Here is a 20,446-nt window from a genome sequence, read left to right as displayed (position 1 = left end):
ATCTTTGTTACTGAACGGAAGATAATCCTTTGGTATGGCTGACATGGATCAGTTACTTCATGTCACAATTTGCTATCTCACCAGAGAACGGCCAATGGACACTCTGCAAAACATGCGCGCCTTCAGTTGCGTGGCACAAGCGGGCAGCTTCACCGCTGCTGCGGCTCAGCTGGACACCACCACCGCCAACGTTTCGCGCGCCGTCTCCAATCTCGAAGCTCACCTGCAAACCCGTCTCCTCAACCGCACCACGCGACGCATTGCCCTGACCGAAGCGGGCAAGCGTTACTTGCTGCGTTGCGAGCAGATTCTGGGGTACGTCGAAGAAGCCGAAGCCGAAGCCAGCGACGCCCATGCGCGTCCGGCCGGACAGCTGAAGGTGCATTCGATGACCGGCGTCGGCCAGCATTACGTGATCGATGCCATTGCCCGCTATCGCCGGAATCATCCTGACGTGTCCTTCGACCTGACCATGACCAACCGCGTGCCGGACCTGCTCGAAGAGGGATACGACGTGTCCATCGTGCTGGCCAGTGAGTTGCCGGACTCAGGCTTCGTCTCGCAGCGCCTGGGCATTACCTACAGCATCGTCTGTGCGTCGCCCGCCTACGTCAAAGCGTTCGGCATGGCGCACAAGCCCGCGGACCTGCTCAATCACGCGTGCCTGCGTCTGGTCAGCCCGGTTTTTCCGCTGGAAAAATGGGCGTTCGACGGCCCGGAAGGTCAGGAAACCGTGACCATCGCCAGCTCGCCGTTTCTGGTGAACTCGGCAGACGCCATGAAAGCGGCGATCAGCAGCGGCATGGGCATCGGAATCCTGCCGATCTACTCGGCCATCGAAGGTCTGCGCAACGGCTCGCTGGTTCGCGTGTTGCCGCAGTACCGCTCGCACGAGTTGAATCTGTACGCGATCTACCCGTCGCGTCAGTATCTGGATGCCAAGATCAAGACTTGGGTGGAATACCTGCGCGGGTCCCTGCCGGAAATCATGGCGGCACATGAGGCAGATTTGCAGACTCATGTATTGCCGGAGGTGGGCTAATCCCTGACACGTGTCCACTTGCCGAAGGCGGTGTGAAGCCTGACACGCACCCGAATGTAGGAGCGTGGCTTGTCCCGCAAACGGCGACGAAGTCGTCGTAAACCCTGACACCTCGGTATTTCAGGTGTATCGCGGCCGCTGATTTCACGGCTGCCGCGCAGCCGGTCGCGGGACAAGCCACGCTCCTACACGCTTTGGGTATCCTTCTCACCAATCTCGCCAATCCAACAACAAGAATGTTAGCGTGCTACGCACTTCCCATCTGAACTGCACGAGAGAAGCTATCCGATGAAAAAGACCGTCCTTGCCTTCAGCCGCGTATCCCCGGAAATGGCCGAGCGCCTGCAGCAAGACTTCAACGTGATCATTCCGGACCCCAAAAAGGGTGATCTGAACGAGCAGTTCAATGAAGCCCTGCCACACAGCCACGGCATGATCGGCGCCGGTCGCAAGCTGGGGCGTGAACAGCTGGAAAGTGCCCGTCAACTGGAAGTCGTGTCGAGCATCTCCGTTGGCTACGACAACTACGACGTTTCCTACCTCACCGAACGCGGGATCATGCTCACCAACACCCCGGACGTGCTGACCGAAAGCACCGCGGACCTGGGCTTCTCGCTGATCATGAGCAGCGCTCGTCGCGTGGCCGAACTGGACGCCTACACCAAAGCCGGAAAGTGGACCCGCAGCATCGAAGCGCCGCATTTCGGTACGGATGTCTATGGCAAGACCCTGGGCATCGTCGGCATGGGCAACATCGGCGCTGCCGTCGCTCGTCGCGGTCGACTGGGTTTCAACATGCCGATCCTGTACAGCGGCAACAGCCGTAAAACGGCGATCGAGCAGGAGCTGGGGGCGCAATTCCGTACGCTGGATCAACTGCTGGCCGAGTCGGATTTCGTCTGCCTGGTCGTGCCGCTGAGCGAGAAAACCAAGCACCTGATCAGCACACGCGAGCTGTCGTTGATGAAAAAGAGCGCCATTCTGGTGAACATTGCCCGCGGCCCGATCGTCGATGAACCTGCGCTGATCGAGGCACTGAAGAACGGCACCATTCGCGGTGCGGGCCTGGATGTCTACGAAAAGGAACCGCTGGCCGAATCGCCGCTGTTCCAGTTGAGCAACGCGGTGACGCTGCCCCACATCGGCTCGGCCACTGACGAAACCCGTCAGGCCATGGCCGATCGCGCCTACGCCAACCTGCGTGCGGCCTTGCTCGGTGAGAAGCCGCAGGATCTGGTGAACGCACAGGTGTGGAAAGGCTGAAGATCAAGCGCCTGACTCGACGCTTTCCCGGCTAAAGCCGGTCCTACGAAAAGCTTGCAGCGTCTGTAGGACCGGCTTTAGCCGGGAAGAGGCCGGTTCATGCTGCGAAGATGCAATGATAGGAAATCAGTCTTCGTCCGATGGTCGCCCCGAGCACGCTCCTTCGCACCGGTGTTGTGCTCAGCCGGAGCGCCGGGCAAATGGTGGGTCCTTGGAGAGGTAGCTTGCTCGCGAGGAGGACAATGACTGGCGCGCTTTTCAGGCCAGTTTCGCCGCCACGGCCACCGCTGGTTTCGGCTTCCTGAACACCAGCACGTTGCCCATCATCACCAGGACCAGCCCCATCAACGCGGGCAACGTCCACTGGTAGCCTTCGGCAAACGCCGAGACGTTCAGCGCCACTACCGGAAACAGCACCGTGCAGTACGCAGCGCGCTCCGGCCCCATGCGTCCGACCAGCGTCAGATAGGCGGTGAATCCAATCACCGAACCCGGGATGACCAGATACAACAGCGAGCCGATGTAACGCGCATTCCATTCAAAACTGAACGGCGTTGCGCTGAGCAGGCAGTACAGGCAGAGCATCGTTGCGCCGTACAACATGCCGTAGGCGTTGGTGGTCAGGGGGCGCAGGCCGGCTTTCTGCTGCAGGCTTGAGAGCATGTTGCCCGCCGAGAAGCACAGCGTGCCGAGCAACGCCAGGCCAAGGCCGATCAATGTCTCGCGACTGGCGCTGTGTCCCGACAGCTCGGGCCAGAACAGGCAGCCCAGACCGAGCAGCCCCAGCGCGCCGCCGGTCAGCACGTTGCGTGCAATCTTCTGTTTGAAGAACACCCGCGCATTGAGCGCGTTCCACAGCGTCGATGTGGAAAACACCACGGCGACCAGACCGCTCGGTATCCACTGGCTGGCGTGCAGGAAGCACATGAAGTTCACGCAGAACAGACACAACCCCTGGGCCAGGCAGATCAATTGTCCACGCCGATTGACCCGCTGCAGCTTGCCGCTGATCAGCAGCATTGCGAACAGGATCAGCGCTGCCAGACCGAATCGGTAGACGATCGAGACGGGAATGGCCACGTCGCCCAATTGCATTTTCAGGGCGATCCAGGTGGTGCCCCAGATCAAAACGGTCAGCAGATACAGCGAGATGTTCATGACTGGCTCCCTCAATGAGATGCCAGTCTGAGCGCTCCGTCGGGTCGTCATTTGCATAATCTTGCGCATTTGATCGCTGGGAGGATGGCAGCGGCGCATGGGCGGAGTAGGATTCGGCACATGGACGATGCAGCTGACACAACGCTGTGGGGCGGGTGACGAAGTTGCCCGTGGGAGCGCGAAGGCTGACGGATGCCGATAGAGAGTCGCGGCTTCACCCGAGCCGTCGTGAGCACGCTCTTTCCCACAGGCTGTTTTCCGCCGACCCGACGCCGCCAACCTGTATTTCACGAGATGCCCATGTCGTCACTGGACACCATCCAAGTCTTCCAATCCCTGAACAGCTCGCCCCATGCGCAGCTGGAACAGAGCGCGTTTCTGGGCGATGGCGTGGTGGCGGCCTTGTGGAACAACCGGCATGATTCGCAGGATTATCACGCACCCAGCCATCACACGCTGTCCTGTTACATCGCCGGCGGCACGGAGACTTTTCGCCGCGATCAGCCCTACAAGAAGGGTTCCCCCGACAAAATCTGCACACTGCCGGCCGGGCATCAGTCGTCTTGGGTGGTGAACGGGGAGATTCGCCTGGCGCATTTGTATATCAGCCCCGAGCAGTTCTCCCTGAACTGCGTCACCCTGCTCGACCGAGAGCCGCGGGAGCTGGCGTTGCAGGAAAAAACCTTTCTGGACGACCCGCAGCAGGCAGAGCGTTTTCACCGGTTGATCGGCATGAACTGGAAGGAGCCAGGCGAACGCCTGCTCACCAGCAGCCTGGCGCATGAACTGCTCGACCACATGATTCTCAGCCAGGTGGGCCTGCGTGAAGGGCTTCGCCTGAAGGGCGGTCTCGCCCCGCACGTGCGCCGTCAACTGGTGGAGTTCATCGAGCTGAACCTGGCAGAACCGCTGAGCCTGGGCCAGTTGGCGGGCACTTGCGCACTGTCGGAATACCACTTCGCACGGATGTTCCGCGAGAGCTTTGGCCTGCCGCCTCATCAATATCTGCTGGCCCGCCGCATCAACCGCGCCCGCGACCTGCTGCGCAGCACACGCATGGCGTTCGGCGAAATTGCAGTGGAATGCGGATTCGCCAGCGCCAGTCATTTCAGCAACAGGTTCAAACAGGCGATGGGCGCCACGGCCGGTGAATATCGGCTCGCCTTCCAGTCCTGATCCAAACCCGAGCGGACCTGAGCTTGCGTCGGGGGTGATACGCCCGACGCCTTCCCGGCTAAAGCCGGTCCTACGAAAAATCTGCAGCGTCAGTAGGACCGGCTTTAGCCGGGAATAGGCCAGTGCATGCGAATACCACCTTCGCGAGCAAGCTCGCACACAGAATGTGTGCCTGGCCGGAGAGTCCGGAAAACCCGAAGGCCCATGTAGGAGCGAGCTTGCTCGCGAACTGCCGGGCACCGGCAGCACAACCGGCTGGCGCGTTATGTCAGGCGAACGGCGCTATATCGCCCACTCAGAATTCCAGTGTGGTCGCGAGGATCACCTGACGGGCATCGCCCATCGAGACGAAGTAGCGGCTGACTGCCGAGCTGTAATAAGTGCGGTCGAAGAGGTTCTTCACATTGAGCTGAAACTTCACTTTCTGGCCGTCCAGACTGGTTTCATACGTCGCGAATGCGTCGGCAACGGTGTAGCCCGGCAGATCGAAATCGTTGTCCGGGTTGCCGGCGCGTTTGCTCACCCAGTGCGCCCCGGCACCGGCGCGCAATCGATCGGAACCCAGTACCTGGCCGAAATCGTAAACCGCCGAAAGCGAGCCGCTGTGCCGTGGCACGTTCTGCAGGCGATTGCCCTTGAGCGTCGGATCGTCGACCACCCAGGCGTCAGTGAACGCGTAGCCGCCGATCAGGCTCCAGCGATCGGACAGCTCCCCGCTCACATCGAGCTCCATCCCCCGCGAATGCACTTCGCCCGCCGTGGTGTAGACGGTCTGGCTCGTCTGCGAGTCGAAATTGGCCACCAGCACATTGCGCTTGCGGATGTCGAACAGCGCCAGCGTTGCGCTGATTCGATTGTCCACTTCCCACTTCGCGCCCAACTCCCACGACTTCGCTCGCTCCGGTGGTGTGTCCGAGCCCAACACCGTGTTGTCTGCGAGCGTTGCAATGCTGGAGTTGGGTTTGAACGACTCGGTGTAGCTGCCATAAAGCGACAGTTCATCGTTGTAGCGATACACCAGGCCAGCCCGGGGAATCCATTTTTCACCGTTGAGGTCAGTATTGCGGGTAAAGGGCGTGCCTTTGCCGGCCTGCTGATCGAACATTTCATAGCGCGCACCGGCCACGAAAATCCATCGATCGCTCAGGTGAACGGAATCCTGAAAGAACAGTGAGTCAGTGCGCAGGATGTCCTTCTGATTGCTGTCCGGCGCGCTGACCTGCGTGCCCTCGACCTCCTGGCCATAGACCGGATCGGCGTAACTGAACGTCGTCCGGCTTTTTTGCCGGATGAGTTCGCCCCGATATATCTTGCGGTACTCATCGTCGACGCCAAACACCAGCTCATGCTGCATGCCCGCCAGATCTGTCGTGCCGGCAAGGCTGAGGGTGGTGAAGCGATCGACGCTCAAGGCATTTCCCGTACCATCCATCGAGCGGGTGAGCGTGCCGTCGACCGGATCCACCGCCGTGACGCGGACCTGGCTGGCATCGTACGTTTCGCGGTTGTAGCTGAATCCCAGATGCGCTTTCCAGTCGTCGTCTGATCCATGATCGACCTCGACCCGGTACAAATCCGAGCGCCCTTCCATGCTGTTGAACGGCTCATCGAGGCGACGTCCGGCCGGAATGTCCAAAGGTCGGTTGGTGCGCGGGTCAATCGCCGTGCCCCGATCGAAAGGCGACAGAAACTCTCGATGCTCGTAGGCGGCCAGCAATTGCGTGTCGTCACCGAACCAGGCCAGCGAAGGCGCGATCAGCGTCTCGCGATGAACGCCGAAATTGCGCCAGTAATCTTCATCTTCATGATCGACGATCATCCGGTAGGCCAGGCCCTGCCCTTGCTCGTCGGAGCCACCCAAGGCGCCGGTACTGTCGAGCGTGCCGCCGCTGCCGTTCTTGCCGGATCCATAGCTGGAGCCCCGCGCCGTCAAGGCGGTATAGGGCTGCAACTGCGGGCGCTTGCTGACCACATTGATGACGCCGCCAGGATCCTGAATCCCGTACAGCACGGACGCCGGGCCCTTGAGCACTTCAATCCGCTCAGCCGTTGCGTTGAGGCTGCGCCCCTGCACCACCGGCATGCCGTCGCGCATGATCGAGCCATCGCGATTGTCGCCGAATCCGCGCTTCATCAGGGTGTCCTGCGTGCTGCCCAGCGTGTTGCCCTGGGTCACGCCGCTGACATTGTTCAGCGCGTCGTCGAGATTGCGCGGCGCCTGATCGCTGAGCACTTGCGCCGGCACCACACTGACGGCCTGAGGGTTGTCCAGCTGCAATGTCGACGTGCGCATCACCGAGGTGCTGACGGGCGGCTGATAGCTCGACGTCGCGTTACGCCGCGAATCGATCTGCGTCAGGCCGAGGGTGATCGCGCCATCGACGGCAACAGGTTCCAGGGTAAACGTCGTAGGCGTTGCACGCCGGAACGTCAGGCCGGAGTTGCCCAACAGGATGCGCAGCGCCTGCTCGGCACTGAACGATCCACTGACTGCCGGCGCGTCGATGCTGTAGGGCGTTTCCTGCGTATAGATAACGCCCTGCCCTGTCACTCGGCTGAAATCGCTGAGTGCTTGAGGCAAGGGCTTCGCGGCGATGGAAAACGTGTAGGCCGGCTCCGCCGCTTGAACGCATGCGCTCCCGACCGTCAGCATGGAAATGCCGAGCCAGACTTTCAAGTTGAAGCCCCTCCGAATGCACCACGAACCTGTGGTCGGCCACGATCACGTTTGCCGCCCGATGGCGGGCGAGCATGATTCGTCGGACGTCCCGACTGGACCGACCCTTGCTGATCAGCGGATCACGATCACCCGTCCCAAGGCTTCGTACTGCTCGAAACCGATGACCGATTTCAGCGCGGCCAGCACGGCTTGCGGGTCTTTGCTGGGGAAACTGCCGCTGACTGTCTTCGCGGCCAGTTCATCGTTGAGCACGACGATGCGGCCCGGGTAATAGCGACTCAAATCATCGATGACATCGGCCAGCGGCGTGCGGTAGTAGTTGAGCCAGCCCTGACGCCACGCCAGCTGATTTTCACTGTCCACCGCTCGGGGCTCGCTGGTCCGGGCAAGGTCATAATCGACCTGTTGGCCGGCCGTGAGAACCTGTTGCGGCAACTGCGCGCCCGCTTTCACACCCACCCGGCCCGACAGCACCGTGACCTGAGCGCCCACCGGCTGCAGGCGCACTTCGAATTGCGTGCCGAGCACTCGGGTTTCACCCTGACCGCCCTCGACCACGAACGGCTCTCCGGTGTGCGCGACCTGAAAGAACGCCGCACCACGGCGCAGTTCGACATGCCGCTCCCCGTGGCTGAAATGCACGGCAATCGCGCTGTCGGCATCCAGCGTCACCTGCGATTGATCCGCCAGCGTCACCGTGCGCACCTGACCGGGAGCAGACACGTAATCGGCGCCGAAATCCTCGACCCATCGCTGCGGTTTCCAGCCCAGACCAACGCCCACCATGAGCACCAGACACGCCGCCATCGCCAAGGCTGCGCCCCAGCGTGGCAGCGCGCGTTGGCGCGGCGCATCATCCATGGCCTTGAGCAGCGCATCGAGCGCGGCAGCGTCTTCAGCCGCCAGACGAGCCGCCGGTTCTTCGCTCAATTCCCATAGCACCTGAGCCTGCGCGTAGGCCTCGGCATGGGCCGGATCAGCTTGCAGCCAGCGGCTGAAACGCGCCTGATCGTCAGCCGTCGGCTCATCGTGCAGCAGACTCAGCCAGTTCAGCGCGGCAGCGTGTTGTTCAGGGGTCATCATCCGGATCGAGTCCACAGGCGCTTTCATCAACGTGCGTCCTCGGACTTCGCACGAGCGGGAGCAGCCCGTCCGGCGTCCTGATCCAGGCTTGCCTTGCAGGCTTGCAAGGCGCGCATCATATGTTTTTCCACTGCGCTTTGCGAAAGCCCCATGGCTTTCGCGATCTCGCCGTACTTGCGCCCGTGAATGCGATTGAGCAGGAAAATCTGCCGGGTCTTTTCGGGCAATCCGCGCAGCGCCGCTTCGATATGACGCAGATCATTGCTGGCTTCCAGCGCGGCCTGCGGCTCGTCGGCGCGGGCCTCCTGTGCGTCCGGCATCAGCTCTTCGCTCAACCGCGCCCGCGTGCCTTCGTTGCGCAGATGGTCGATGGCGATGTTGCCTGCGCATCGCAGCAGATACGTGTTGAGTTCCTCGACCTGCACCAGCGGCCTGCGCCAGAACCGCACGAACAGGTCCTGTACCAGATCCGCCGCCGTCGCCCGGCAGCCGACACGCCGACTGACCAGCGCCTCCATCTGCGGGCGCTGGGACAAAAACACTTTGAGAAAATGCGCGCGTGCAGTCTTCGGCCCGTCCTGATCATTGTCAGGCGAGGCCGGATTCGGATTCGGCGGAGTGAGGTCGATCATGATGGACTCAGGCCAGCAGTTGAATGAAGGCAACGATCGGGCTGACAAACGCCACGATCCCCGCCAGCCACAAGGCCTGCCTTGGCCAGTAGGACATCAGGAAAACCAGTGAAACCGCGCTGCCCATCAGCGCGGCGAACCAATGCACCAGAGCAAAGCCCGTGCTTTGCAGCCTCAGCGCCACGATCAGAGACACCAACAACGCGCACCCGCCGAGCACTTTGAGCGACCTGCCGCGCGCAGTCGACAGCGTGCCGCCTGCCAGGTCGGCGTAATGGCGCGGCATGGAAAGGGACAAGGCCGCAAAGCCGACATAACAGAGCAGCGTCACCAGCAACATCAGCGCGGCTCCTGCACGACGGGTGTGTGGGTCGCGATGACGCGATCAGCCGGTGCGTCCGGCGATGACCGCTCGCCGGTGGAGGGCGTCGGGCCGGGCCGGACAGCGAGCGCGGCCTTGCCGTCCCCCCGAAACCTGAGGGCGCCCCACGCCATGAACAGTCCGGTGGCCAGCGCTGTCAGGTCCACGCCCGGCAACACCCAACGGCCTTGCTCCAACGAAAGCCGCAGATAGCTGCCTGCGGTCACCGCGTCCAGCACCGGCAGGCTGCAGAACAACAGCGCCGCCAGGGTCAACTGTTCGCGCCATGCCGTCCGGCCGTCGCGCAAAAAGACGCGCGCCAGGGCGTGCAGCAACGCCAGCCCCCAGACGCAGAAGAACGTTTTCACCTCCCAGTCGCTGCGCCCGGCAAGCCCCACTGGCAACAGCCGGTTCGCCCAGAAGAAACTCACGATCGCCAGCATCAGCCCGGACATACTGGCGATGTTGAGCATCTCGACCAGGCGCAGTTCGAACGGGATAACATCGGACCTTGCGTGTTTGAGCCGCCGTTTGCCCAGCCAGATCACCAGCCCGGTGCCGATCATCGCTGTGCCGCCGATGCCACACAGGAAATACAGCCAGCGCAAAAACGGTCCGGCAAAGTGCCCCATGTGCAGCCCGTAAAGCCCGCCCGCCAGCAACAGCGAAGCAGCGCTCATGCGGGTCTCATTCTTCAATTCGCCGGTCACGCCGTCGAAGGTCAATGCTGTCCCTGGCTGATGGGCAATGTGATCAGCGCCACTGGCCGTGAGGGTCACCGATGCGCCGGCGTCGCCCGGATTGTTCACGGTCACCAGCCCCACCCGCTCGTTTGGCCACTTTTCGCGTGCGACTTCGAGCAACGGGCTCAGCGGCGCGAGCGTGGCCTGAGTCCCCGCTGCAGGCGCGGATTTGAAGGCCGGAAACAGATCGTCGAAGAACGTCTGAGTGTCCTTGCCGTACGTCGTGAGAATACTCAGCGGCATGATCATGGTCATGAAGATGACCAGACTGCTGTAGGTGATCATCAGGTGAAAGGGCAGCACCAGCACCGCAACCGCATTATGACCGTCGAGCCAGGTGCGCTGGCCTTTGCGGGGCCGAAACGTGAAGAACTCCTTGAAGATTTTCTTGTGGGTGATGATCCCGCTGACCAGGGCGACGAACATCACCATCGCCGCCAGCGAGGCCAGCCAGCGTCCCCACGGGTAGGGCATTTGCAGCTGGAAGTGGAAGCGATAGAAAAACTCTCCGCCGCTGCTTTCGCGCGCCTGCACCGGCACGCCGCTCAGCGAATCGAGCGACTTGCGCTCGAACCGGCCCTTGGCGTTGGTCCAGCTCACGGCGAGCTCCGGCGTGCGCTCGTCCGGCAGATTGATGAACCAGCGACGCGCATCGCCGGCATTCTGTTGCAGCCATTGCTGCGCTCGATCGACGCTGGCGGCAGCGGAAACCTGATGAGGCACGATTTCAGGCTGCGTCCACTGGGTGATTTCCTCTTTGAAATACGACAGCGTGCCGGTCAGGAAAATGGCGAAGAGCAACCAGCCGAACGTCAGTCCCGCCCAGGTGTGCAGCCAGGCCATCGCCTGCCGGAAGCCTTCCTTCACAACAGCCACCTTGAGACCGCGTACAGCGCTGCCAGCGCGGCGCTCGGCAACAGCAGGCCGAACCATGCTCGCCAGGCAGAGCGGCACGCAAAGCACCAGAGCACGGCGGGCAGATAAACCAGGAAAGACACTGTCATCGCCAGCACCACGGCTTCAGCACGAACCAGCGGAAGAAACCGCGCCAGACAGATACTCGCCAGCGCCGTCAGCAGGTAGCCGCCGATCAACGCTGCGACAACGCGAGACGCCACCGACATTCGCCAGCGCACCGACACGCCGGCCCGCGACCTCTTGCGTGCGCGTCCTTCTGCGGTTGGCGCGCCTGCCTGTGCGGCACTCATCGGCGAGCGCCCGCGAAGAAACAGTCAGTGCGCAACGGCATCGGCAAACGCGCGGCGCAAATAAGGCGAAAGAAGGTCATGGTCATCGGGCGTCGGGAAAAGAACGCAATATTAATGATAAATATTCTCATACGCAAAAGACTCTGACAGAATCGCCCGCATTTCTGGCGCATCCGCGGGTTACATCCACACATGTCCACCGCCCATCCCTCCCTCAACCAAACCGTAGAAGGTCTGTACGGCGCTCATCACAGCTGGCTGACAGGCTGGTTGCGGCGTCGCCTGGGGTGTCCGCACAGTGCGGCGGATCTGGCGCAGGACACGTTCGTCAAAGTCTTGCTGGCCAGAGAAACACCGAAACTGATCGAGCCTCGCGCGTTCCTGACCACCGTCGCCAGACGCGTGCTGTGCAACCACTTCCGGCGTCAGGAACTGGAACGGGCCTATCTTCAAGCGCTTGCCGAGTTGCCGGAGGCGCTTGCGCCGTCTGAGGAAGATCGGGCGATCATCCTGGAAACCCTCGTCGAGCTTGATCAACTGCTCGATGGCCTGCCATCGTTGGCCAAACGTGCCTTTTTGCTGGCTCAGGTCGACGGCCTCACCCATGGCGAAATCGCCGCGCGGCTGAAAATTTCCGTCGCAACGGTCAAGCGCCACCTCACAAAAGCAGCGATGCGCTGCTATTTCGCCCTGTGAGCGCGCAACACAGCGGGCTGGGCGCGGACTCGATGAATCGCCCCGACATCTCCCCGCAGGTTGCAGAGCAAGCGGTCAACTGGCTGATGGAGATGCAAAGCGGCAGCCTGGATTCGGCACGCCAGCAAGCCTGGCAGTCGTGGTTGAACAGCCACAGCGACCATCAACGGGCCTGGGCTCACATCCAGCGGGTCAATCAGCGCCTGAACGGGCTTTCATCACCTTTGGCCCACGCCGCGATCAATGCGCCGACCCACAGTCGTCGTCAGGCGCTGAAACTCTTGCTGTTGCTGGGCGCGGGGTCTGTGGCGGCCTGGGGCTTGCGCAACCCGCTGGATCTGCCGCCGCTGCTCGCCGATTACCGCAGCGGCGTGGGTGAGCAACGTAACGTGGCGCTGGCTGACGGCAGTCAGGTACGGCTCAACACCGATTCAGCCCTGGATGTCCGATTCGATAACGATCTGCGCCTGATCAGGCTGCTCACGGGTGAAATGCTGATGACGGCAGCGGCAGATGCACGCCCGTTGAATCTGCTGACCGCTGAGGGCCGTCTGCGCATCATCGACAGCGGCACGCGTTTCAACGTGAGGCAACTGAGCGGTCGCACCCAATTGGCCGTGTTCGCCGGCAGCATCGAGCTGACCCCGCTCGCTGCCAAGACCGCGCCGCTGCAGGTGAAAGCGGCGCAGCAGGTCGTATTCACAGGGGAGCGGTGGGACGCATTACGTGCGGTCGACACCGGCAGCGGCGCCTGGGCCGACGGCATGCTGGTCGCCTCGCACATGCGCTTGAGCGACTTCCTCGCCGAGCTGGGCCGCTACCGGCGCGGTCGTCTGAACTGCGACCCGAATGTCGCCGACCTGCTGATTTCGGGCAGCTATCCGCTCAAGGACAGCGAGCGGATTCTGGACATGCTGGAAATCGCGCTCCCCGTGAAAGTGCAGCGCTTCACCCGTTACTGGGTGAACGTCGAGCGCAGGGCCTGAGCGAGCCCGCAGCGATTTCCAAATTTTTTTCATATTCGGTGAGCTGTTTTTCAAGGCTCGCGTGACAGACAGGAAAAGCACCCTTTATCCGTCTTCTCAAAGGACTCCTGCATGTCATCCAGCTCGCTTTCCCCGACGCCTCTCACGCGCGCACTGCGCCACGTTCTCTTCGGCGCAGGCCTCTCGATCAGCGCAGGTTCACTGGCATGGGCGGGCGACGCACCCGCGAAGACCTGGCACATTGCGCCCAGCGAACTGGAAACCGCGCTCAACCAGTTCGGCCGTGAAGCAGGTGTTCTGATTTCCTACGGTTCCAGCATGACCAGCGGGCTCAGCACGCGGGGACTGGAGGGCAGCTACACCGACGAGCAGGCGTTGGTGCGCCTGCTGGACGGCACCGGGCTGCAGGCGATAAGCGACGGGCAAGGCGGCTTCACCCTGCAACCTCAGGCGTCCGCTCAGGCGGGTGGCATGATTGAGCTGGGCGCATCGAGCGTGGTCGGCGACTGGCTCGCTGAGGCCAGGCAGGTCAACGTATTCGAACATCCAGGCGCGCGGGATGTGATCCGTCGCGAGGAATTCGAGCGTGTCGGCGCGACGTCCGCGCGTGAAGTGCTCAATCGCATTCCCGGCGTGAACGCTCCGGAGAACAACGGCACTGGCAGCCACGACATGGCGCTGAACTTCGGCATTCGGGGCCTGAATCCGCGCCTTGCGGCGCGGTCGACGGTGCTGATGGACGGCATTCCAGTGCCGTTCGCCCCTTACGGGCAGCCACAACTGTCGTTCGCGCCGGTCAGCATGGGCAACATGGACGCGGTGGACGTGGTACGCGGCGGCGGCGCTGTGCGCTACGGCCCGCAGAACGTCGGCGGCATCGTCAACTTCGTCACCCGCGCGATCCCCGAAACCGCGACCCTGAAGGGCGGTGTCCAGACCGAAACCAGCCCGTCGTCCAGCCATGACGGTTTCAAGACCACCGGCAACCTGCTTGCCGGTGGCACCGGCGCCAACGGCCTGGGCGGCGCGATTCTCTATTCTGGAGTCCGCGGCGGCGACTGGCGCGAGCACAGCGATACTCAAATCGACGATTTGATTCTCAAGGGCAAGTACCAGATCGACGACGCCAACAGCCTCAACGCCGAAGCGCAATATTACGAGGGCGAGGCCGACATGCCCGGCGGCCTGAGCGCGGCCGACTACGACGACGACCCTTACCAGTCGACACGACTGAAGGACAAGTTCTGGGGACGTCGCACCCTGTTCAACCTCGGCTACCGCTATCAGGAAGACGCACGCGAGTTTACCGTCAACAGTTTCTTCACCAAGACCCTGCGCAGCGGCTATCTCGATCAAGGCTCCTTCGTCTCGCTGTCACCGCGCGAGTATTGGGTGCGTGGCCTTGAAACGCGGTTCTCCCAAGGCTTCGGCCTGGGCCCGACTCAGCACGAGGTCGGCGTCGGGTATCGCTACATCAACGAGGCAGGCCACGAACTGCGCTACCGAGAGAATGTGTCGCTGAACCTGCTGCCAAATACGGACAGCACCAATGATCGGGATACCCGAGGCTCAACGGAAGCACACGCCTTCTTCATCGATGACCGCATCGACATCGGCCGATGGACGCTCACACCGGGCATCCGCTACGAGATGATCGACTCAGCGCAGAACAACAACCTGACGCACGTCAAATATCAGGGTGATTACAACACCGCCCTGCCCGCTCTGAATGTGCTCTACCACCTGACGGACAACTGGAACCTCTACGCCAACACAGAGGGGTCGTACGGTTCCGTTCAGTATGCCCAGATGCCGAACCGGGTCACCGGCGGTGAGGTGAAACCGGAAAAAGCCCGTACCTGGGAACTGGGCACCCGCTATGACAACGGCAACCTGCGGGCGGAAATCGGCGCGTTCCTCATCAATTTCGACAACCAGTATGAGAGCAACCAGACCAACGATACGGTGATCGCGAGAGGTGAGACGCGCCATCAAGGCATCGAGACCAGCATCAATTACGCACTGGACGGTCTGAGCCCGCTGCTTTCGGGCTTCGATGTATACGCCACCTACGCGTATGTCGATGCAACCATCCGCGAAGATGGGCCGAACAAGGGCAATCGTGTGCCGTTTTCGTCACGTCACAAGGGCACGCTGGGCATCGGTTACACAGAAGGTCCGTGGAAGTTGAATCTGGACAGCGCCTATCAAAGCAGCCAGTTCGCTGACAACGCCAACACGTCCACTGAAAGCGCGGATGGCAGCAACGGTCGGATACCCGGTTATATGGTGTTTGGAAGTCGTGCCTCATACGATTTCGGTCCGCAGATGTCGGACCTCAACGTGGCGGTCGGCGTGAAAAACATGCTTAATCACGAATACTTCACGCGATCGTTCGAGGACAACAACAAGGGGAAATACGTCGGCGAGCCCCGCACTTTATACGTACAAACTTCGGTGTCTTTCTGACAATTCGCTGCCAACTTCCGCTAATTGCTACGGGATCAGATCATTGATCGTGCTCTCGTAGCATCTGCCGCGACATCTGAAAAGTCGATTCTGCAATGAAATATTTCTTTCGTTTGGGGGGTTGAATTGTTCATCCACAGGCGCCAACACTGTGAGTGAGGGCAGACGAAAATCCACCTTCGTCGAGACTCTCCCGAGCAAGCCAAAGTAAGGGAAGAACTATGCAAATCCAGGTCAACAGCGATAACCACATCGAAAGCAGCATCCGACTGGAGGAGTGGGTACGAACCACCGTTGAAAGCACGCTCGACCGCTACGATGAAGATCTCACCCGCGTTGAAGTTCACATCCGCGATGAGAACGGCGACAAGCCCGGCCCGCATGACATTCGCTGTCAGATGGAGGCCCGGCCCAAAGGACACCAACCCATTTCCGTGACCCACAAGGCCGATTCGCTGGACCAGGCCGTTGACGGCGCAGCGGTGAAACTCGATCACGCACTGGAGCATCTGTTCGGCAAACTGCGCAGCAAACGAGGCGGTGTTTCCTCCGCAGGCGCTACGCGAAATGAAGACTCGGACAACCCTGACGCCCTGTTGCAGGAAGAATTTCTGGAAAAAGACGAGGCATTGCACGGCTGAACAATTCGTCCGTCCATCGACGGACGCTCAGGTCGAATTGAAAGAGCGGACCTGTGAAAGCAGGTCCGCTTTTTTATTACAAAAAAATAACCCGTCGAGTTCGGCAATCGCGCACACAAAACAGGCGCAACGTGCACAAATGGTGCTTGAAAAGTTATCAGCAGGCATTGGGCTATTACTTAATCATTAATTAAAAGCGACAGTCCGATGCCCACATTCGACGCTGAATGGGTTCATTACACGCGCCTTGCGCTGTTTCAAGCAACTGGCCCAAACCATGCAAGCTTCGTATCGTCGAGCTTACAAACCAACGCAACCCTCGCCCCCTCAGGCTCGACGGGCAGCACACTCGCTCAAACCGAGGGCGCTTCAGCGGATTACTTCTGGAAAAACCGTTACTTCAGCGATAACGGCCAAGGCAGGAATTTTCTACCGTTGATCGGCTTCGAGAACTAAAGGGACAGCCCCCCAGTCAATTTATGCAGATCGATAAACAGGTAACAGGCTATGGACAATCCGTTTCAACAGATCACTGATGCGTTCCACCCGGACTACCGGGTCAATCTGAGTATCCAGGGCCTCGACGGCACCATCATGCTGACGCTCTCCAACGAGTCCGGTGTGGTCGCCAAACGCTTGATCAGCCCCGAACAACGAAATTCACCCAAGCGTCTGCGTCGCTTGATCGAAAGCGTGCAGTTCGGCATCGCGATCGAACAGGGTCACAGCGCAATCAAGATCCTGGCTGCAATGACCGACGGCGACCTCAAGCAACTGGCACCGCCCCCGTCACGCAATCATTTCCTCAACCGCCCTCAGTTGAATGTGGGTATCTGATCCGGGTCTCACCAGCATGATGCGAATCTGACGGAGGCGGTCTTCATTCCCCGCCTCCTGCTTCGCAGACCTCCGACCGCTGTCCGTCGTGACGGCATCAAATCTCGCCCTTCTCCTCGATCACCGCACCTTTGGTCTTGCCATGCGGGTCCGGCACTTTCACCGACGGAAATTGCGACGACGCATAGCGCACCACCAGAATCGCAAACGCCAGCAGCAGGATTGCCCCGCTCAGGTACACGACGCCCAGATCCGGCGGCGCATGGTGCGACACATCAGAAATCAACAGCCGAGTCAGCGCCGTGATTGCTACATAGATCAGGAAGCGAACGGGCATGTGGTTGGTCTTGAAATAGATCCCCACCATCGCGCCCAATTCCAGGTAGATGAACAGCAGCAGGATGTCATCGACCGTGATGTGGCCTTTTTCCAGCATGCCCAGAAATGCCATGACCGCCGCCCAGGCAGTCACCGCCCCGATGGCGAACAGCGCCAGGTAATGGAAGGTCTCGACGAACAGATTGCCCAGTGACTCGGCGCAGCTGTGTACGTGCTGACGGAGAGATTCGGCCCAGTTGATTTTCACGATGAACTTCCTTGAGTGATCCGGAACGGATGATGCCGCGCGTTCGTGACGCATAGATTGCCAAGCATTAAAGAGGCCATCGGCTATGGTTGAGAACGTGACCGGATGTCGCAAGGCACATCCATGGACCGGAAATTACGTATGAATTGCCACTACCCAAGCCGCGTCGATTCCCTTATGCTGCGCACTGTATAAAAACACAGTATCCGAGACAGACCGAATTCGTGAAGGCACAGGTCCGTAGCGGAGCCTGAGAGCCTTTCGCGATGTGCCAAACCCGCCTGGCACGCGATACAAGGGCTTGATGCCAGCGGTTGCGCTGTACCTGTTGGCCAGCATGAAGCGCCGAGCACATGCTTCCTTTTACAACACTGGACAAACGACGAGGCCAAAATGGCTGTTGAAACCCTTTACCGCAGTACCCGCGATTTGGAGACTACGTTCGTGGACCGCAAACTCGCTGATGCCCATGATCAAATGCTGGAGCTTGCAGAGCTGCTGACCGACGTTCTGATGAAGAACGTGCCAGGGCTTTCTGAGAAGCATGCGGAAGATGCGAGCATCTATATGGCGAAAAACCGAGCGATTTTTGCAGCGGCATTCAAGAACAATGCAAGCGCATTGAGCGAGCTGGGTGAAGCCCCGGCAAGTGAAGACTGACGGGAAAACAGGCGCCAGCCATTTCCTCGGTCATCCGGTCAGCCGGCACTGGCGAAGCTACGCCGCCCAGTGCCGACGTGCCGCTCTTTCGAGTTTTACTCCGGTTTTTCCAGCGCTTCGACCAGCGCTTTGAAGAACCGCGCCGCTTCACCGCCGGTCACCGCGCGATGATCGAAGGTCAATGACAGCGGCAGCACCGGATGCACGACAACCTGCCCTTGCACGGCCACCGGTTCCTCACGAATCCCGCCTGCGCCAATGATCGCCACTTGCGGCGGCACCACGACCGGGTTCGCGTAGCGTCCAAACAACGTGCCGAAGTTCGACAGCGTGATGGTCGCTCCCATCATTTCTTTCGCGGGAATCGAACGTGCCTTGACGTCGGCTCGCAGTCGACTCAAGCCCTCCTTCAGATCCGCTGGCTGACGATTACCGACATCGCGCAACACCGGCACGAACAAGCCATCGGGCGTGTCCACGGCGATACCCAGATCAAGGCTGTCGTGGTGTTTGATCGACAGCGACTTGCCGTCGAACCAACTGTTCAATACCGGCTCAACCTTGCAGGCCGCCGCCATCGCCTTGCCAATGCGGATCAATGGATCACGCGCCGAGCCCCAGCGATGCAGATCGGCATCGCCGAAGATCGTGACCGGCACGACCTGCGCGTGGGATCTGGCCATGTTCAGCGCCATGCTGCGACGCACGCCACGCAGCTTTTCGCCGCCGAATTTGTCCCGCTCCGCCTGCGAAGCACTTTCGACATCCGCGCGGGTAATCAGCCCATCGCTGCCCGACCCGCTCAATGCGGCAAGGTCCACGCCCAGTTGCCGCGCCAGCTGGCGAACGGCAGGCGTCGCGCGGGTGGACATGTGCTCACGGGTAGAGGGCGCAGCGCCTACGTAAAACGCGTCTTCATGACTGCTGCCACCGCCTTCCAGCCGCCCGACCACCGTGCCCGCATCACCTTCGCCCTCGAAGGCCATCAGCGGTTCACCGACATGCAGGATATCGCCATCGCCCCCGTACACTTTTGCCACGACACCGTCATATGGCGCGGGGATGTCGACGATGGCCTTGGCCGTTTCCACGGAAACCACCAATTGATCGGCTTTGACGGTGTCTCCTGCCTTGACGTGCCATTCGACGATTTCCGCTTCCTGAAGACCTTCGCCCAGATCGGGCAATTTGAAATATTTCATCGCAAGCCTCCTGGGCTGTCAGGCGAAGTTCAGCGCGCTGTCGCATGCCATGAGAATGTCCTCGACGCTGGGGATATACAGCTGCTCCAGGCGATACAACGGCGGCGGAATATCAGGCGCGGTGACCCGTTGAATCGGCGCTTGCAGGTCGAGAAAAACCCGCTCGTAGAGCCCTGCTGCGATGTCTGCGCCCAGCCCGCCGGAGCGCGGCGCTTCGTGAACGATTACGCAGCGCCCGGTTTTCCGCACCGACGCTTCGAGGGTGTCCAGGTCCAGCGGCTTCACGCATGCCACATCGATCACCTCGGCCCCGATGCCTTGCTCAGCCAAGGCGCTGGCGGCCTGCAGGGTTTCATGGACGCTTGCGCCCCAACTGATCAACGTGATGTCGCTGCCCTCCCGCAGAGTGAAACAAGTGTCCAGCGGCAGGCGTTTACCGTCGTCGACAAGCGTTTGCGGGTTCATGCGGTAGAGCCTTGTCGGCTCAAGGAAAATCACCGGGTCGGGATCGTCGATGGCCGCCAGCAGCAGGCCATAGGCTCGTGCCGGGGAGGACGGAATGACCACCCGCAAGCCCGGTACATGGGCGAACATCGCTTCGGTGCTTTCGCTGTGATGTTCGGGCGCGCGAATGCCCGCACCCATGGGCGAGCGCATCACCATCGGGCAATTGAGTCGACCGCGCGTGCGATTGCGCATGCGCGCGGCGTGGGACACAAGATGCTCCATGGCGGCATAGATAAACCCCATGAATTGAATCTCGACCACCGATTTGAGCCCTTGCGCCGCCATGCCGACCGCCAATCCGCCCAACATGGTTTCAGCGAGGGGTGAATCGATCACGCGCTTGAATCCGAAACTCTCGCGCAGCCCTTGCGTGGCTCGGAACACGCCGCCGTTGACCCCAACATCCTCGCCGAGCACGACGACGTTCTCGTCTTCGCTCATGGCGCGATGCATCGCCAGGTTCACGGCTTCCAGCAGGCTCAGTTTTTTGTCTGAGGGCTTTTCGTCCATCGCATT

20 protein-coding genes are annotated in these 20,446 nt (G+C 60.9%); 10 read left to right on the top strand and 10 right to left on the bottom strand.

The genetic code is table 11. From position 1 onward, the window contains the following. The first annotated feature begins 94 nt into the window (after nucleotides 1-94). Both QRN36_RS25000 and QRN36_RS24995 read left to right on the top strand, forming a co-directional pair. On the top strand, nucleotides 95-1,042 hold the full coding sequence (locus QRN36_RS25000) for a LysR family transcriptional regulator (protein ID WP_093462153.1): 948 nt from the start codon (nucleotides 95-97) through the stop codon (nucleotides 1,040-1,042). 288 nt (nucleotides 1,043-1,330) lie between these two features. Then, nucleotides 1,331-2,305, top strand: coding sequence for a D-glycerate dehydrogenase (locus QRN36_RS24995; RefSeq protein WP_285426486.1), 975 nt, complete (start codon nucleotides 1,331-1,333; stop codon nucleotides 2,303-2,305). A gap of 258 nt (nucleotides 2,306-2,563) precedes the next feature. Here QRN36_RS24995 and QRN36_RS24990 read toward each other — a convergent pair whose 3' ends face one another. Continuing rightward, on the bottom strand, nucleotides 2,564-3,463 hold the full coding sequence (locus tag QRN36_RS24990; RefSeq protein WP_285426485.1) for a DMT family transporter: 900 nt from the start codon (nucleotides 3,461-3,463) through the stop codon (nucleotides 2,564-2,566). Nucleotides 3,464-3,763: 300 nt separating this feature from the next. Between QRN36_RS24990 and QRN36_RS24985 the strand changes: the two genes are divergently transcribed. Continuing rightward, on the top strand, nucleotides 3,764-4,639 hold the full coding sequence (locus QRN36_RS24985) for a helix-turn-helix domain-containing protein (protein ID WP_285426484.1): 876 nt from the start codon (nucleotides 3,764-3,766) through the stop codon (nucleotides 4,637-4,639). Between the two features lie 295 nt (nucleotides 4,640-4,934). Here QRN36_RS24985 and QRN36_RS24980 read toward each other — a convergent pair whose 3' ends face one another. The 6 genes from QRN36_RS24980 to QRN36_RS24955 form a co-directional block, all read right to left on the bottom strand. Continuing rightward, nucleotides 4,935-7,292, bottom strand: coding sequence for a TonB-dependent siderophore receptor (locus tag QRN36_RS24980; protein WP_285426514.1), 2,358 nt, complete (start codon nucleotides 7,290-7,292; stop codon nucleotides 4,935-4,937). 138 nt (nucleotides 7,293-7,430) lie between these two features. Next, entirely contained in the window at nucleotides 7,431-8,429 is a 999-nt protein-coding gene (locus QRN36_RS24975) for a FecR family protein (RefSeq protein WP_285426483.1), read from the bottom strand. Continuing rightward, the gene (locus QRN36_RS24970) at nucleotides 8,429-9,034 is read right to left on the bottom strand and encodes an RNA polymerase sigma factor (RefSeq protein ID WP_285426482.1); all 606 of its coding nucleotides are present in this window, start codon (nucleotides 9,032-9,034) and stop codon (nucleotides 8,429-8,431) included. Before QRN36_RS24970 ends, QRN36_RS24975 begins: the two co-directional genes overlap by 1 nt. A gap of 7 nt (nucleotides 9,035-9,041) precedes the next feature. Further along, complete coding sequence (locus tag QRN36_RS24965; protein ID WP_285426481.1) at nucleotides 9,042-9,374, bottom strand: DUF3325 domain-containing protein; 333 nt, start codon at nucleotides 9,372-9,374, stop codon at nucleotides 9,042-9,044. Continuing rightward, nucleotides 9,374-11,005: a PepSY-associated TM helix domain-containing protein gene (locus tag QRN36_RS24960; protein WP_285426480.1), complete on the bottom strand. Its 1,632-nt coding sequence runs from the start codon at nucleotides 11,003-11,005 to the stop codon at nucleotides 9,374-9,376. Before QRN36_RS24960 ends, QRN36_RS24965 begins: the two co-directional genes overlap by 1 nt. Further along, a complete protein-coding gene (locus tag QRN36_RS24955; protein ID WP_285426479.1) occupies nucleotides 11,002-11,346 on the bottom strand; it encodes a DUF3649 domain-containing protein in 345 nt (114 codons plus the stop codon). Before QRN36_RS24955 ends, QRN36_RS24960 begins: the two co-directional genes overlap by 4 nt. 192 nt (nucleotides 11,347-11,538) lie before the next feature. Between QRN36_RS24955 and QRN36_RS24950 the strand changes: the two genes are divergently transcribed. From QRN36_RS24950 to QRN36_RS24925, 6 genes are all read left to right on the top strand, one after another. After that, on the top strand, nucleotides 11,539-12,042 hold the full coding sequence (locus tag QRN36_RS24950; protein ID WP_285426478.1) for a sigma-70 family RNA polymerase sigma factor: 504 nt from the start codon (nucleotides 11,539-11,541) through the stop codon (nucleotides 12,040-12,042). Nucleotides 12,043-12,074: 32 nt separating this feature from the next. After that, a complete protein-coding gene (locus tag QRN36_RS24945) occupies nucleotides 12,075-13,028 on the top strand; it encodes a FecR domain-containing protein (protein WP_285426477.1) in 954 nt (317 codons plus the stop codon). Between the two features lie 111 nt (nucleotides 13,029-13,139). Beyond that, the gene (gene fecA / locus QRN36_RS24940; RefSeq protein ID WP_285426476.1) at nucleotides 13,140-15,497 is read left to right on the top strand and encodes a TonB-dependent Fe(3+) dicitrate receptor FecA; all 2,358 of its coding nucleotides are present in this window, start codon (nucleotides 13,140-13,142) and stop codon (nucleotides 15,495-15,497) included. 221 nt (nucleotides 15,498-15,718) lie between these two features. Next, nucleotides 15,719-16,138, top strand: coding sequence for an HPF/RaiA family ribosome-associated protein (locus tag QRN36_RS24935; RefSeq protein WP_285426475.1), 420 nt, complete (start codon nucleotides 15,719-15,721; stop codon nucleotides 16,136-16,138). Nucleotides 16,139-16,345: 207 nt separating this feature from the next. Next, nucleotides 16,346-16,594, top strand: coding sequence for a hypothetical protein (locus tag QRN36_RS24930; protein ID WP_285426474.1), 249 nt, complete (start codon nucleotides 16,346-16,348; stop codon nucleotides 16,592-16,594). Nucleotides 16,595-16,645: 51 nt separating this feature from the next. Continuing rightward, the gene (locus tag QRN36_RS24925; RefSeq protein WP_285426473.1) at nucleotides 16,646-16,975 is read left to right on the top strand and encodes a DUF3509 domain-containing protein; all 330 of its coding nucleotides are present in this window, start codon (nucleotides 16,646-16,648) and stop codon (nucleotides 16,973-16,975) included. A 97-nt stretch (nucleotides 16,976-17,072) separates the two neighbouring features. Here the strand turns inward: QRN36_RS24925 and QRN36_RS24920 are convergent, their stop codons facing one another. Next, nucleotides 17,073-17,561 carry a phosphate-starvation-inducible protein PsiE gene (locus tag QRN36_RS24920; protein ID WP_081565590.1) on the bottom strand — a complete coding sequence of 163 codons (489 nt, stop codon included), beginning with the start codon at nucleotides 17,559-17,561 and terminating at the stop codon, nucleotides 17,073-17,075. 393 nt (nucleotides 17,562-17,954) lie between these two features. Here QRN36_RS24920 and QRN36_RS24915 point away from each other — a divergent pair, with 393 nt between their 5' ends. Beyond that, the gene (locus QRN36_RS24915) at nucleotides 17,955-18,221 is read left to right on the top strand and encodes a YebG family protein (RefSeq protein WP_285426472.1); all 267 of its coding nucleotides are present in this window, start codon (nucleotides 17,955-17,957) and stop codon (nucleotides 18,219-18,221) included. A 95-nt stretch (nucleotides 18,222-18,316) separates the two neighbouring features. On the opposite strand, the gene QRN36_RS24910 is transcribed toward QRN36_RS24915, so the two are convergent. Both QRN36_RS24910 and QRN36_RS24905 read right to left on the bottom strand, forming a co-directional pair. Then, the gene (locus tag QRN36_RS24910; protein WP_285426471.1) at nucleotides 18,317-19,423 is read right to left on the bottom strand and encodes a dihydrolipoamide acetyltransferase family protein; all 1,107 of its coding nucleotides are present in this window, start codon (nucleotides 19,421-19,423) and stop codon (nucleotides 18,317-18,319) included. Between the two features lie 18 nt (nucleotides 19,424-19,441). Then, nucleotides 19,442-20,440 carry an alpha-ketoacid dehydrogenase subunit beta gene (locus QRN36_RS24905; protein ID WP_285426513.1) on the bottom strand — a complete coding sequence of 333 codons (999 nt, stop codon included), beginning with the start codon at nucleotides 20,438-20,440 and terminating at the stop codon, nucleotides 19,442-19,444. Between the last annotated feature and the right edge of the window lie 6 nt (nucleotides 20,441-20,446).

Source organism: Pseudomonas sp. efr-133-TYG-103a (assembly GCF_030209235.1).
Classification (GTDB): Bacteria; Pseudomonadota; Gammaproteobacteria; order Pseudomonadales; family Pseudomonadaceae; genus Aquipseudomonas.
The sequence above is the reverse complement of the archived record's forward strand: the minus strand, read 5'-3'. Positions and strand labels throughout refer to the sequence as shown.

Bases quoted from the DNA above. Each gene is read 5' to 3' on its own strand.
- QRN36_RS24910 (WP_285426471.1), bottom strand. From the start codon at position 19,423: ATGAAATATTTCAAATTGCCCGATCTGGGCGAAGGTCTTCAGGAAGCG.
- QRN36_RS24930 (WP_285426474.1), top strand. From the start codon at position 16,346: ATGCCCACATTCGACGCTGAATGGGTTCATTACACGCGCCTTGCGCTG.
- fecA (WP_285426476.1), top strand. From the start codon at position 13,140: ATGTCATCCAGCTCGCTTTCCCCGACGCCTCTCACGCGCGCACTGCGC.
- QRN36_RS24905 (WP_285426513.1), bottom strand. From the start codon at position 20,440: ATGGACGAAAAGCCCTCAGACAAAAAACTGAGCCTGCTGGAAGCCGTG.
- QRN36_RS24990 (WP_285426485.1), bottom strand. From the start codon at position 3,463: ATGAACATCTCGCTGTATCTGCTGACCGTTTTGATCTGGGGCACCACC.
- QRN36_RS24995 (WP_285426486.1), top strand. From the start codon at position 1,331: ATGAAAAAGACCGTCCTTGCCTTCAGCCGCGTATCCCCGGAAATGGCC.
- QRN36_RS24925 (WP_285426473.1), top strand. From the start codon at position 16,646: ATGGACAATCCGTTTCAACAGATCACTGATGCGTTCCACCCGGACTAC.
- QRN36_RS24975 (WP_285426483.1), bottom strand. From the start codon at position 8,429: ATGAAAGCGCCTGTGGACTCGATCCGGATGATGACCCCTGAACAACAC.
- QRN36_RS24945 (WP_285426477.1), top strand. From the start codon at position 12,075: ATGAATCGCCCCGACATCTCCCCGCAGGTTGCAGAGCAAGCGGTCAAC.
- QRN36_RS24955 (WP_285426479.1), bottom strand. From the start codon at position 11,346: ATGAGTGCCGCACAGGCAGGCGCGCCAACCGCAGAAGGACGCGCACGC.
- QRN36_RS24980 (WP_285426514.1), bottom strand. From the start codon at position 7,292: ATGCTGACGGTCGGGAGCGCATGCGTTCAAGCGGCGGAGCCGGCCTAC.
- QRN36_RS25000 (WP_093462153.1), top strand. From the start codon at position 95: ATGGACACTCTGCAAAACATGCGCGCCTTCAGTTGCGTGGCACAAGCG.
- QRN36_RS24950 (WP_285426478.1), top strand. From the start codon at position 11,539: ATGTCCACCGCCCATCCCTCCCTCAACCAAACCGTAGAAGGTCTGTAC.
- QRN36_RS24915 (WP_285426472.1), top strand. From the start codon at position 17,955: ATGGCTGTTGAAACCCTTTACCGCAGTACCCGCGATTTGGAGACTACG.
- QRN36_RS24970 (WP_285426482.1), bottom strand. From the start codon at position 9,034: ATGATCGACCTCACTCCGCCGAATCCGAATCCGGCCTCGCCTGACAAT.
- QRN36_RS24985 (WP_285426484.1), top strand. From the start codon at position 3,764: ATGTCGTCACTGGACACCATCCAAGTCTTCCAATCCCTGAACAGCTCG.
- QRN36_RS24965 (WP_285426481.1), bottom strand. From the start codon at position 9,374: ATGTTGCTGGTGACGCTGCTCTGTTATGTCGGCTTTGCGGCCTTGTCC.
- QRN36_RS24935 (WP_285426475.1), top strand. From the start codon at position 15,719: ATGCAAATCCAGGTCAACAGCGATAACCACATCGAAAGCAGCATCCGA.